The 11,969-nt window shown below is 74.0% G+C and carries 12 protein-coding genes; 7 read left to right on the forward strand and 5 right to left on the reverse strand.

Features of this window, described 5'->3' with window-relative positions; genetic code table 11:
• Both BFF76_RS29165 and BFF76_RS29170 read right to left on the reverse strand, forming a co-directional pair.
• A partial coding sequence (locus tag BFF76_RS29165; RefSeq protein WP_065849421.1) for a HAMP domain-containing protein occupies window positions 1-999 on the reverse strand: 999 nt, incomplete at its 3' end.
• Complete coding sequence (locus tag BFF76_RS29170) at window positions 996-1,706, reverse strand: response regulator transcription factor (protein WP_031092257.1); 711 nt, start codon at window positions 1,704-1,706, stop codon at window positions 996-998. The genes BFF76_RS29170 and BFF76_RS29165, both read right to left, overlap by 4 nt.
• A 78-nt stretch (window positions 1,707-1,784) precedes the next feature.
• Between BFF76_RS29170 and BFF76_RS29175 the strand changes: the two genes are divergently transcribed.
• Window positions 1,785-2,345, forward strand: a complete 561-nt coding sequence (locus tag BFF76_RS29175; protein ID WP_065849422.1) for a hypothetical protein — start codon at window positions 1,785-1,787, stop codon at window positions 2,343-2,345.
• Window positions 2,346-2,392: 47 nt separating this feature from the next.
• On the opposite strand, the gene BFF76_RS29180 is transcribed toward BFF76_RS29175, so the two are convergent.
• Together BFF76_RS29180 and BFF76_RS29185 are read right to left on the reverse strand one after the other, a co-directional pair.
• The gene (locus BFF76_RS29180) at window positions 2,393-3,280 is read right to left on the reverse strand and encodes a spermidine synthase (RefSeq protein ID WP_065849423.1); all 888 of its coding nucleotides are present in this window, start codon (window positions 3,278-3,280) and stop codon (window positions 2,393-2,395) included.
• An 86-nt stretch (window positions 3,281-3,366) separates the two neighbouring features.
• Complete coding sequence (locus tag BFF76_RS29185; protein ID WP_065849424.1) at window positions 3,367-3,738, reverse strand: hypothetical protein; 372 nt, start codon at window positions 3,736-3,738, stop codon at window positions 3,367-3,369.
• 244 nt (window positions 3,739-3,982) lie between these two features.
• Here BFF76_RS29185 and BFF76_RS29190 point away from each other — a divergent pair, with 244 nt between their 5' ends.
• Window positions 3,983-5,338 carry an NsdA family TPR-like regulatory protein gene (locus BFF76_RS29190; RefSeq protein WP_065849425.1) on the forward strand — a complete coding sequence of 452 codons (1,356 nt, stop codon included), beginning with the start codon at window positions 3,983-3,985 and terminating at the stop codon, window positions 5,336-5,338.
• A 46-nt stretch (window positions 5,339-5,384) separates the two neighbouring features.
• Here the strand turns inward: BFF76_RS29190 and BFF76_RS29195 are convergent, their stop codons facing one another.
• Window positions 5,385-5,981 (reverse strand): histidine phosphatase family protein, encoded by a 597-nt coding sequence (locus tag BFF76_RS29195; RefSeq protein ID WP_031092265.1) that lies wholly within the window; start codon window positions 5,979-5,981, stop codon window positions 5,385-5,387.
• 319 nt (window positions 5,982-6,300) lie between these two features.
• Between BFF76_RS29195 and BFF76_RS29200 the strand changes: the two genes are divergently transcribed.
• The 5 genes from BFF76_RS29200 to BFF76_RS29220 all read left to right on the forward strand — a co-directional run bounded on the left by BFF76_RS29200 (window position 6,301) and on the right by BFF76_RS29220 (window position 11,734).
• Window positions 6,301-7,248 (forward strand): phosphatase PAP2 family protein, encoded by a 948-nt coding sequence (locus BFF76_RS29200; protein WP_053928665.1) that lies wholly within the window; start codon window positions 6,301-6,303, stop codon window positions 7,246-7,248.
• Complete coding sequence (locus BFF76_RS29205) at window positions 7,145-8,329, forward strand: hypothetical protein (protein ID WP_053928666.1); 1,185 nt, start codon at window positions 7,145-7,147, stop codon at window positions 8,327-8,329. The genes BFF76_RS29200 and BFF76_RS29205 overlap by 104 nt, the downstream gene beginning before the upstream one ends.
• Window positions 8,320-9,951: a hypothetical protein gene (locus tag BFF76_RS29210; protein WP_031092275.1), complete on the forward strand. Its 1,632-nt coding sequence runs from the start codon at window positions 8,320-8,322 to the stop codon at window positions 9,949-9,951. The genes BFF76_RS29205 and BFF76_RS29210 overlap by 10 nt, the downstream gene beginning before the upstream one ends.
• Window positions 9,948-11,282, forward strand: coding sequence for an AAA domain-containing protein (locus BFF76_RS29215; RefSeq protein ID WP_053928668.1), 1,335 nt, complete (start codon window positions 9,948-9,950; stop codon window positions 11,280-11,282). Before BFF76_RS29210 ends, BFF76_RS29215 begins: the two co-directional genes overlap by 4 nt.
• Before the next feature lie 110 nt (window positions 11,283-11,392).
• The gene (locus BFF76_RS29220) at window positions 11,393-11,734 is read left to right on the forward strand and encodes a hypothetical protein (RefSeq protein ID WP_053928669.1); all 342 of its coding nucleotides are present in this window, start codon (window positions 11,393-11,395) and stop codon (window positions 11,732-11,734) included.
• Window positions 11,735-11,969 lie beyond the last annotated feature (235 nt).

Below are 11,969 nucleotides of genomic sequence, written 5' to 3' on the forward strand. Positions count from 1 at the left end.
GCGCACCGTGCGGCTGGCGGGTGTGGACCGCACGGTGCGCCCCTCGTCCTCGGCCAGCGCCGACCAGAACCCCATGCGTTCCCGGATGACCTCGGACGCGTCGCACCCGGCGCCCGGTCCCATCTGTCCGCCCTGGGTCTGCGGACGCTGCTCGCGGGCCGTACGGATGATCGTGTCGACCTCGTGCTCCAGCTGTTCGACGGCGGCCCTGGTCTGCTCCGCGGCCGGCCCCTCACCCAGCGAGGCGGCGTTGAGCCGGAGCACGGTCAGCGGGGTGCGGAGCCGGTGCGAGAGGTCGGCGGCCAGTTCGCGTTCGTTGGCGAGGAGCTGGACCACCTGGTCGGCCATGGAGTTGAACGCGACTGCCGCTGAACGGAGTTCGGTGGGCCCCTCCTCGGGGACCCTGGTTCCCAGCCGCCCCTCCCCCAGGTCCTGGGCGGCGCCTGCCAGCCGCTGTGCGGGCTCCACCATCCGTATGCCGAGCCGGTCGGCCACGGCCACCGAACCGGCGATCAGGGCGACGCCGACACCGGCGAGCACCAGCCAGGCGGTGCCGACGCCGTTGGAGACCTCGCCCTCGGGCACGAACACCTCGACGACCGCGATGCCTCCGGAGCCGAGCGCGGTGGGCTGGAGCAGCGCGGAGCCTCCGGGCACCTCGGTGATGGAGGCGCGCCCCGACGTGCTGACGGTCTCCAGGTCCTCGCGGGTGGCGCGCCGGGTGCCGATCTCCAGGCGTGCGCCGTCCGGTTCGGCGGCGGGGACATGGACGGCGAGGCGTCCCCGGCCGCCGGGCTCGGTGGACAGGACGGCCCGGGTCAGCTCTTCGCGGTCGGTGGTGATGGTGAGGGTGGGGCCTATGGTGGCGGCCTGCCGCTCGGCGTCGGAGAAGGCGCGGTCGCGTGCCATCTCCTTGACGACGAGTCCGAGGGGCACGGCGAACGCGATCACGACCATGGCGGTGACGGCCAGGCAGACCTTGACCAGCGCCCATCTCATGCGGGCTGCCCCGGGGCGCTGGCGGGTGGTTCGAGTTTGACGCCTACTCCGCGCAGTGTGTGCAGATAGCGCGGCCGGGCCGCCGTCTCGCCCAGCTTGCGGCGGAGCCAGGAGAGATGGACGTCGATGGTCTGGTCGTCCCCGTAGGACTGCTTCCAGACCTCGGCCAGCAGCTCACGGCGTGGGACGACGACACCGGGGCGGCCCGCGAGGAAGGCCAGCAGGTCGAATTCACGGCGGGTCAGGTCCAGCGCCGCACCGTCCAGATCGGCCTGACGGCGCAGCGGGTCGATGGAGAGCCCTCCGACCTGGAGGACGCGCGGGGGCGGGACCTGGGCGCCGGCTCCTCGGGTACGGCGCAGGACGGCAGCCATGCGGGCGGAGAGGTGTTCCACGGAGAACGGCTTGGTGAGGTAGTCGTCGGCTCCGTCGTTGAGCAGCCTGACGATCTCTGCCTCGTCGTCACGCGCGGTCGCGATGATCACGGGTACGTCGGTGATGGAGCGCAGCATCTTCAGTGCCTCGGCGCCGTCGAGGTCGGGCAGCCCGAGATCGAGGACGACGACGTCGAAGCGGAAGTGGGCGACCTCGCGCAGCGCTTCGAGCGCGGTGCCGACACTCCGCACCGTGTGCGAGGCCTCGGTCAGGTGCCGGATGAGGGCGGAACGTACGAACTGGTCGTCCTCGACCACGAGCACACTAGGCATGCGCCGCACCGTAGCCCATCCGAAGTGACCGGGTCCCGTCCAGGACAGCGCCGGTGCGGGTGGTGCAGGATGTGCCCGATGCAACGAGGACTCGTACACGCGATCGCGTGGTCGTTCGCCACGGGTGCGGCGGTCACCCTGTCGTGGTGGGGCGTGCACACGGTCATGTCGGGGACGGCCTACGATCCTCCGCGCGCCGTGCCGATATCGGTGGGGGCGCGGGGCGGGCGGACGACGGACGAGCCGGTGTCGTCCTCGACGCACCGGGCCCTGCCCTCGCCCTCGCCATCGGCGTCGGCCTCAGGGAAGGCCACCACCTCCGCCCCCACGCCCTCCCCCCGGACCTCACGGCGGCCGGACTCCCGGCCGCCGGCCGCGAGTCCGGCGGAGCCCTCGAGGACGCCGGCGGCCCCGGGTGAGGTGAAGAGTTACCCGACGCGTGGCGGGAGGGTCGTCCTGGAGCTGGCGGCCGGCTCGGCGAAGCTGGTCTCGGCGACGCCGGAGCCGGACTGGTCGATGCAGGTGTGGACCGAACCGCAGTGGATCCGGGTGGACTTCAGCGACGGTGCGGGTGCGACGGTCTCCGTCTTCTGCACCTGGAACGGGCATCCGCCGATGGTGGAGACGGTGGATCGGTAACCGTTCAGGTGCAGGCGCCGGGGCCCGGTGCGGCCCCTGCGGGAGCCCTACGAGAAGGTGCCGGGCGGCGGGGCCGGGGACGGCTTGGCACCGGCGTCGGTGACGACGGCGGCGCCACCCGTGAAGTCGGCCAGCGCACGGCCGTGTTCGACGCGGCCCGGGTGCGGGTCGCCCGCCACCCGCCGGGTCAGTTCGGCGACCGCGACCGGCAGGTCGGAGGCGACCAGGACCGCGTTGCCGAAACGGCGGCCCCGCCAGACGGCCGGGTCCGCGGCCAGGGCCAGCTCGGGGAAGAGGGACGCGGCCGTGGCGACCTGACCGCGCAGGTGGGCGAGCGGCGGGCCGTCGGCGAGGTTGGCCGCGTACTGGCCGCCCGGCTTCAGCACCCGGCGCACCTCGGTGAGGAATTCGGCGGAGGTGAGGTGCGCGGGGGTACGGGCCCCGCCGAAGACGTCCGCGATGACGAGGTCCGCCCAGCCGTCCTGGATCCTGCCGAGCCCGGCGCGGGCGTCCACCGAGCGGACCCGTATCCGGGCCTGCGGGTCCAGCGGCAGCTCCCGCCGCACCAGCTGGACGAGGGGCGCGTCGATCTCCACGATCTGCTGGGTGGAACGGGGGCGGCTCGCGGCGATGTACCGGGCGAGCGTGAAGGCCCCGCCGCCGAGGTGGACGGCCTGGAGGGGCCGGCCCGCCGGCGCGGCGAGGTCGATGACGTGGCCGAGCCTGCGCTGGTAGGCGAACGAGAGGTACGTGGGGTCGTCCAGGTCGACGTGCGACTGCGGGGCGCCGTCCAGCAGCAGCGTCCAGGCGCGCGGCCGTTCACGGTCGGGCACGAGCTCGGCGAGGCCGCCGTCCACCGTCGCGGAGACGGGGTCCTGCCGGCGCTCGGACCTCCTGCGGTCGTTCGCGCCCCGGGCCGCTTCTCGACGTGCCACGCGCGCTCGTCCTCGCTCACCGGTTCGGGCCGGCCACCTGGGAGGACCGGCTGGGGCGGGAGATCCGCCACCCGGCCATTATGACCTCAGCGGCAGTTGTCGGCCGCCTCGATGAGCCTGGCCGCCTGGTCGAGGGCCGCCCGGAGAACGGCCGGGTCGGTGACCGGGGCCTCCGCGACGGGCGGGAGGAGCCAGCCTCCCCCGATGACGGGCGGCTCCTCGGGAATGCGCAGCCCGCGCCCGTCCGTCCGCGTACAGGCACTGCCGGGCACGTCCCACGCATCCGCCGTGCCGGGAGGCACCAGGAAGCCGAGGACGGCACAGGCCCCGTCGTGCACGACCGGGCCCACGGGTTCGTTCTCCGCCGCCCTGCGCAGGATGTCCACGGCCTCCAGGCCCTGACGCGCCGGGACGGTAACCAGGTCGCACGGTGTGGTTTCCGGGCCGATGTGAGGCAAGGGAACCCTCCTCTCGTCTCGACGAGCCGGGGCCGCGCCCCGTCTCCTCATGGACCAACGCGCCGACGGCGTCAAGGGCTACGGCGGCACGCCGCCGCAAAGGGTGGCAGTTCATGGCGGATCACGGGTGAGATGTCCTGCTTTATTGGCAAACGCTGCGTGTGTGTCTCGTCACAGCAGGTACGTTCTTGCTCCGCCGGGACACCGGAAGCAGGCGCCCGGCCGCACCAGAGAGGGCCCCGCCATGGTGTCGACACCGGCAGTTCCCAACCTCGCTTTCCGTCGGCTGCGCGGACAGCGCTCCGCGGGAGAGTTCGCGGCCGCGGTCCGCCGGGCCGCGCGCGAGATCGGTGAACAGGTCGCGTGCGACGCCCGGTACATCGGCCGCGTGGAGTCCGGCGAGATCCGTTGTCCCAACTACGCGTACGAACGGGTGTTCCTGCACATGTTCCCCGGGGCGAGCCTCGCGGACCTGGGCTTCCCGGCCCGCGAGAGCGTGCGCGGCCGGGCAGCCCGCAGGGCACCCGCACCTCCGCCCACCACACCCCCCACGCTCCACAGCGACATCCACGAGGAGAGCGACGTGCTGCGTCGCGTGTTCATGACCAGCGGTACCGCCACAGTGGCGGCCGCGTCCCTGGGCCTGGGCGGCCGGTCCGCCGCCGCGAGCCCGCTCGCCGTCCCCGCGCAACGCCGTGTCGGCGAGGCCGAGGTGAGCGCCGTGGAGATGGCGGTGCGCCGGATCCGGTTGCTGGACGACCGGCACGGCGCGGACGGCCTCTACAGGCAGGCCTCCCAGCCGCTCCGGGCCGCGTACGCCCTGCTCGATTCGGGCAGGGCGACGCGGCGCAGCACATCGGACCGGCTGCACGCGGGCGCCGGTGAGCTGGCGATCTCGGTGGGCTGGCTGGCCCACGACTCGGGGCGCTTCGACGACGCACGCTCCCATTACGCGGAGGCACTCGCGACGGCCCGGCTGGCCGGGGACGCCGCGCTGGAGGCACATGCCTTCTGCAACGCGTCGTTCCTGGCCCGCGACGCGGGGCGGGCCCGCGAGGCGGTCCGTGCGGCGGAGGCCGGGCAGCGGGCGGCCCGGCCGCTCGGCTCACCGCGGCTGCTGGCCCTGCTGACGCTGCGCGAGGCAGGCGCCCGGGCGTGGCTCGGTGACCGCGCGGGCTGCGAGCAGGCGATCGGGCGGGCGCACACGGCGTTCGGCCACGGGCCGTGCGATGCGGACCCGGAGTGGATGTCCTTCTTCCGGGAGGCGGAGCTGGAGCTGCTGGAGGCGCAGTGCTGGTCGGCACTGGGCGACTGGCCGCGTGCGGCACGGCATGCCCGGCAGGCGACCCGGCTGCAGGATCCGCACTTCACCCGGAACCTCGCGCTCTACCGCGCGCAGCTCGCCGGCGACCTGGCGCAGGCGGGCGCGGCCGACGAGGCCGCGGCGGCGGGCCACCAGGTGCTGGACCTGCTGGACCGGGTCCAGTCCGCCCGGATCCGCGGGATGCTGGCGAGCGCCGTACGGGTGCTCCGGCCGCACGGGGGCCAGGAGGTCACGGCCCTCCTGAGCCGGTACGAGGAGCTGCCGCCGGGGGCGTGAGGCGCGGGCCGGCCTCTTCGGCCCGCCCGCGCCCGGCCGGGGGACGCTAGCGGTCCAGGTGGCCCGTGTCGTTCCAGCGTTCCAGCGCGGGAAGGCCGTAGGCCCAGCCCAGCACCGACAGCGACGTCGGCTCCAGGCGGATCCGGGCGGCGAACGACACGTCCTCGCCCAGCCACCGCGCCCCCAGCGCCCGCAGGATGTGGCCGTGGGCGAAGACCAGCACATCGCGGTCGGCGGAACGCGCCCACGCGACGACCTCGTCGGCCCGTGCCGTGAGTCCGGCGAGGGTCTCACCGCCGGGGACCCCGTCGCGCCAGATGAGCCAGTCCGGCCGGTCCGCCTTGATCTGCGCCGGGGTCAGCCCCTCGTAATCCCCGTAGTCCCACTCCATCAGCGCGTCCCACGGCTGGGCCCGCTCGCCGAAACCGGCGAGTGCGCAGGTCTCGGAGGCCCGGACGAGGGGGCTGGTCCGCACCTCGACGCCGGGCAGGCCGCCCCAGGGCTCCCGGTGCAGCCGTTCCCCGAGCAGCTTGGCGCCCTCACGGCCGGTGTCGAGAAGGGGGATGTCGGTCCTGCCGGTGTGATTGCCCTGGACCGACCACTGCGTCTGACCGTGCCGGGCGAGCAGGATTCGCGGTGCCATGACGGCTCTCCCTGAAAATACGAAGATCCGAAGATCCGGGGACCCTAGGATCTGGTGGGTCCGGGACAGCGGTGTCCGGGACAGCGATACGGGACGGCGAGCGCGGGCAGCCGGCCGGGAGACCGGTGCGTGCGGAAGCCCTGCTCCATCATCTCCCACCTGCCTCACAGGCAACCTGCGGGGCGGTGCCCGCGTCCCTCCCAGCGCATGACCAGGGGGGCGTCCGCGTGGGCGGGCCCTCAGGGGGAACCAGGGCATACGACCGCCTTTCGGTTGAACGCCCGCCGTCGACCGCATGAACACTGGGGAGAGCTGCCGGATGCCGCACGCCACCGCCGCGACACCGTCATCCGGTCACCGGCCCCGCTGGTGGACTGAACTTCCGCTGATAGCGGTGGTGTACGGGCTCTACGCGACGGGGCGGCTGCTGGTCCACGAGAACATACCGGCGGCGGTCGAGAACGGTCTCGCGATACTCCGCCTGGAGAAGGCGCTGCACCTCAACGCCGAGCACCCGCTCAACCGGCTGCTGACGGCCCGCCCCACGCTCGGCATACCCGCCGACTTCGCCTACGCCTCCCTGCACTACCTGGTCACACCGGCCGTTCTGATCTGGATCTTCCGGCGCCGTTCCGCCGCCTACCGGGCAGCCCGTACCTGGCTGATGACCTCCACCCTCCTCGGGCTGGCCGGCTTCGCGCTGATGCCCACCTGCCCGCCCCGGCTGCTCGACGCCCACCACGGTTTCGTCGACACGATGGCGCAGTACAGCGCGTACGGCTGGTGGGGCGCGGGCGCGAGCGCCCCGCGCGGCCTCAGCGGGATGACCAACCAGTACGCGGCGATGCCGAGCCTGCACGTCGGCTGGGCGGTGTGGTGCGGCGTCCTGCTGTGGCGCCACGGGCGGCACCCGCTCGTCCGGGCGGCGGGCGTCGCCTATCCGCTGATCACCGTGCTCGTCGTGATGGGCACGGCGAACCACTATTTCCTGGACGCCGTGGCCGGCGCCGCCGTGATGGCCGCGGGCGCGCTCCTGACCAGGCCGTCTCTGCGGCTCGCCGACCGCGTCAAGGACCGTACGAGGGCGGTGTTCGCACGGATGCCCGCAAGCGTCACCCCCACGGGATCCACCTTTGTCAGTGACGGATGCAAGACTTCCCCGGGTGAGCGAATACCCGGCCGGCGGACCGCCTCCGCACATCCCAGCGACGCGAGCACCCGTTCAGCAGCCGAAGCCGGTGAGGACGCTCCGGCAGCGGCTCGCTGAGCTGCGCGGCCCGTCGGTCGCGCCGCACCCGCTCGACGCACGGGCGCTGGCGGCGCTCGCCGCCAACCCGGGATGCAAGCGGCGCGCCCTGCTCGACGGTGCGGGTGTGGACAAGGCCGTGCTGGCCACCGCACTCGGCTCCCCCGCGGCGTTCGGCCAGTCCCAGTTCGCCTTCGTCCGGGGCAACGCCTTCGAGGCGAAGGTCAAGGCCGACGGCGGCACGGAGCTGCTGCGCCTCCTCGTCGAGCGGCTCGGCGGCGGCACCGAGGCGCCGGCCGCGGCCGTGGTGCCGGATCTGACGGCAGCCGGCCCCGAGGGCCGCGCCGCGCGTACGGCGCTGGCGCTGCGCGAGGCCACGGCGGCGGGCGGCTGGGCGCTGCTCGACCATCCGATGCTGGCCCTGGAGGTCGCGGGATCGCCCGCCTACCTGGAGCCGGACGCCGTGGTGGTCCACCCCGACGGCACCTGGACGGTCGTCGAGATCAAGTCCTTCCCCATGGTCGACGGTTCGGCGGACGCCTCGAAGGTGGGCGCGGCGGCCCGCCAGTCCGCCGTCTACGTCCTGGCACTGGAGCGGATCGCCGCGGTGACCGAGGGCGCCCGGGTCGGACACCGGGTGCTGCTGGTCTGCCCGAAGGACTTCTCCAACCTGCCGACCGCATCGGTCGTGGACGTGCGCAAACAGCGCGCCGTCACCGACCGCCAGCTGACCAGGCTGACCCGGGTCGAGGACATCGCGGCCGCCCTGCCCGAGGGCACGACCTTCGACCCCGGCTGCTCCCCCGAGGCGCTCGGCACCGCCGTCGAGGCGGTCCCCGCGGCGTACGCCCCCGAGTGTCTGGCCGCGTGCGAGCTGGCCTTCCACTGCCGGGCGAAGTCCCGCGCCGAGGGCGCGGTGGAGTCGCTGGGCCGCAGTGTGCGGGGCGAGCTCGGAGGTCTGACGACGGTCGCCGGAGTGCTGGCCGCGGCGGCCGGCAAGGAGGGCGACCCCGCCGATCCGACGGTGGCCGCCCTGCGCAGGGCGGCCGCTCTGCGGGCCGAGGCCCTGGCCGGTGTGAGCGGCGGTGTCCCATGTCACTGATCAGCACCCTGGCCCGGCTGGAGGCGGTCGACAGCGGTCGGGCACAGCCGCTGGCCACCGTGCGCCACCGCCATCTGACCGGCAGTCCGCTCGTGCTGGTGCCGCTGACGACCGCCGGTGAGGCCGGCGCCCCGCTCGGCGCGCTCGTGGGCACGGACCGTGCTGCGCCCCGGCTGCTGGTGGTGGCCCAGCCGCGCGACCGCGATCTGCGGTTCGCGTTCCTCGCCGAGCTGGCCGAGGCGGTGCTGCCGCACATCGAGGCGTACGCCGACGCCGTCGAGCCGGCCGAGCGCACCGAGGTGGATCCCGAGACCGGGAAGAAGGTCAAGGTCGAGGTCGAGCTGTGCTCGGACGCCGCGCAGCTGATCGTGCCGGGCAGGGCCGGCATCGACTTCGTACGGCTGCTCGGGCGGTCCATGCGCTTCCGGCGTACCGCCGAGGACGACCCGGACACCCCCTATCCGGCTCCCGCCCGAGTGCCGCTGCTCGGCCGCTGGCTGACGCACTACGGGGAGCGGGCCAGGGTGCCGGGGTCCTCCCTGCTGCTCGCCGCGACGGACCTGCTGAACCGGCACTGGGCGACGGGGCAGAGCAGCCTGGAGGACCAGCACCTCGGCGCGCTCCTCGCCTGGGTCGACCCGCCGGACGGCGAGTCCGGTGCGGTGGCGGCGCTCCGGGCGGAGCTGGAGCGGGACCGTGCGGGTCAGCTGGTCTGCCCGCCGGCCGGACCGGCGACGGATCCCGCGTTCGACAACAGGCTGCTGGCGCCCGCGATCGAGCGGTACGACCGGGCGCGCACGGCGCTGGCCGCGGCGGAGGACGGCCTCGACGCCGACACCCGGCTGGGCGAGCTGAGCGACGCCGAGCGGGAGATCAGATCGCTCCTCGCGGCGGTCATGCTCCCCACCTGGGACGCCGTGTGGCGGGGGCTCGACCTGCTGCGGGAGCTCCCGGAGGGGGCCAGGGCCGAGGACCGCTGGACCAGGGACCGCTGGTCCTTCACCGGGCACCGGGACCGGGTGCGGGCGGGCGAGCCCCCGCAGCCGCGCCGGGACGACGCGGTGACGGCCGCGCAGAAGCTGGCCTCGCGGGAGACGGCCCAGGCCCAGCTGGAGGCCCAGGAGGCGCTCGACGACCCGCTGGTGCTGGCGGGCCGCAGGCTGGCGGGCGAGGCGTTCCTCGGGGAGGTGACGGAGGTGGAGATGGCGTACAGCGAGTCGAAGCGGCCCTCGCCGCGCCCCCTGGTCACGGTGCGGACCGACGAGCGCCCGCATCTGGGTGAGCGGACCAAGGTGTACCGCTCGCTGGACGGCAGACCGCAGACCGCGGAGTTCGTGCGGTACGCGGCCGGGTCCGCGCACGCGGAGCCCGGCGACACCGTCCACCTGGTCCTGCGGATCACGGACCGGATGGGGCGGAGCAAGGAGCCCGCGCCCGGTTCGGTGCCCGAGCCCGGCGACAGGATCGCCTGGACGCTGTTCGAGCACGACCAGCGGGGCGGTCCGAAGCTGCCCGATCCGGAGGACACCCCGTGGACCCACGGCGGCCCGCCGGGTGCCGCCGTGGCCGGTGGTGGACCGGCCGAGCAGCCCGATCCCGTGACCGCGGAGGACATCCTGTGACAGCCGTTACCGACCCGGGCACCGCAGCGGCGCGGGCGACCGACGCGATCCTCGAAGACACCCTGCGCGGTACGGCGCGCGGCATCGTCGTGGACTCGCCGCCGGGCGCGGGCAAGTCGACGCTGGTGGTGCGTGCAGCGCTGGAGCTGGCTTCGGCGGGCCGCCCGCTGATGGTGGTCGCGCAGACCAACGCCCAGGTGGACGACCTGGTGGTCCGGCTGGCCGAGAAGGCTCCCGGGCTGCCGGTGGGCCGGCTGCACAGCAGCGACTCCGATCCGTACGACAAGGTCCTGGACGGCCTGGACAACGTACGGAAGTCGGCGAAGGCCGCGGATCTGGCGGGCCTGGACATCGTCATCTCCACGGCCGCCAAGTGGGCCCACGTGAAGAACGTCGAGCCGTGGGGCCACGCGATCGTCGACGAGGCGTACCAGATGCGGTCGGACGCCCTGCTGGCCGTGGCCGGGCTGTTCGAGCGGGCGCTGTTCGTCGGGGACCCGGGGCAGCTGGACCCGTTCTCGATCGTGGGCGCCGACCAGTGGGCGGGGCTCTCCTACGACCCGTCGGCGAGCGCCGTCTCGACTCTCCTCGCGCACAATCCGGAGCTGCCGCAGCACAGGCTGCCGGTGTCGTGGCGGCTGCCCGCCTCGGCGGCGCCGCTGGTCTCGCAGGCGTTCTACCCGTACACGCCGTTCCGCAGCGGCACCGACCACGGCGACCGGCGGCTGTCGTTCGGCGTGCCCTCGGACGGTTCGGGCCCGGACCGGGTGCTGGACGAGGCGGCGGAGTCCGGCTGGGGGCTGCTGGAGCTCCCGGCCCGGCACACCCCGCGCACCGACCCGGAGGCGGTGCGGGCGGTGGCCCTGGTGGTCCGCAGGCTGCTGGACCGGGGTGGCGCCGCGACGAGCGAGCGCGGCCCCGGCCCGGTCCCGGTGACGGCGGACCGGGTCGCGGTCGGCACGGCACACCGCGACCAGGCGGCGGCGGTGCGGGCGGCGCTCGCGGAGCTGGGTGTGACGGGCGTGGCGGTGGACACGGCGAACCGGCTCCAGGGCCGTGAGTTCGATGTGACGGTGGTCCTGCATCCGCTGTCGGGCCGCCCGGACGCCACGGCGTTCCATCTGGAGACGGGCCGCCTGTGCGTCCTGGCCTCACGGCACCGGCACGCGTGCGTCGTGGTGTGCCGCGAGGGGGTCGCTGACCTGCTGGACGAACACCCGTCGACGGAGCCCGTCCAGCTGGGTGTGACGGTCAAGTTCCCCGACGGCTGGGAGGCGAACCACGCGGTCCTGGCCCACCTCGCGGAGCATCGCGTGCATTGGGCGCCCTGATCCTGGGCAGCGCTCCTACGACCTCACTCGCTGACGACCGCGGGTGAGGTCACCACGCCGGGCTGGACAATGGAAGGTGGCCGTCCGGCCGCACGAGGAGGGAACCTCACATGGCACAACCCGAGCGGAACGAGCGGCAGAGGCTGCGTCCGGCGCCGCTGCTCTTCGAGCCGTCGGCGGCGGCAGCCGATCCGGAGCACTTCTTCGACCTGGAGTCGATGGAGGACCCGAAGGAGCTGCTGGCCCGTGCGACGGAGCTGACGCTCGCCTTCCGGGCGGCGACCGACCGGGCCGTGGAGTTCCAGGCCCTGGCCGCCGCTCAGCTCGCCGATCCGCGCCGGTTCGACCGGCTGACGGCCGCGGAGATAGCCGAGCGCGCGGAGTGGACCGAGGACTACGCCAAGAAGATGATCGAGTTCGGCCGGTCCCTGCTCAACGACCCCACGTCCTGACCCGGGCGTCTCCGGAGAAGTCAGGTCCCGGGTGCCCCGTGCGAAAGGCGCGGACTCCGCACGACCGTCCGTCACTGCGGGTACACCCCTGGCATATGCCGTCGGGCAAGATACCCCGTCTGCCCACGCCGCGTCCGGTTTTCGGCAACTCTGCGGAACAGGAGCGTCACGGCCGGTAGACATGACGCCATGAGTGCATGGCTGAATGACGAGACGACCCTGCGGACCGGCGCCG

It is taken from the genome of Streptomyces mutomycini, from assembly GCF_001700505.1.
Classification (GTDB): Bacteria; Actinomycetota; Actinomycetes; order Streptomycetales; family Streptomycetaceae; genus Streptomyces; species Streptomyces mutomycini.

Bases quoted from the DNA above. Each gene is read 5' to 3' on its own strand.
- BFF76_RS29175 (WP_065849422.1), top strand. From the start codon at position 1,785: ATGCAACGAGGACTCGTACACGCGATCGCGTGGTCGTTCGCCACGGGT.
- BFF76_RS29190 (WP_065849425.1), top strand. From the start codon at position 3,983: ATGGTGTCGACACCGGCAGTTCCCAACCTCGCTTTCCGTCGGCTGCGC.
- BFF76_RS29210 (WP_031092275.1), top strand. From the start codon at position 8,320: ATGTCACTGATCAGCACCCTGGCCCGGCTGGAGGCGGTCGACAGCGGT.
- BFF76_RS29195 (WP_031092265.1), bottom strand. From the start codon at position 5,981: ATGGCACCGCGAATCCTGCTCGCCCGGCACGGTCAGACGCAGTGGTCG.
- BFF76_RS29170 (WP_031092257.1), bottom strand. From the start codon at position 1,706: ATGCCTAGTGTGCTCGTGGTCGAGGACGACCAGTTCGTACGTTCCGCC.
- BFF76_RS29220 (WP_053928669.1), top strand. From the start codon at position 11,393: ATGGCACAACCCGAGCGGAACGAGCGGCAGAGGCTGCGTCCGGCGCCG.
- BFF76_RS29200 (WP_053928665.1), top strand. From the start codon at position 6,301: ATGCCGCACGCCACCGCCGCGACACCGTCATCCGGTCACCGGCCCCGC.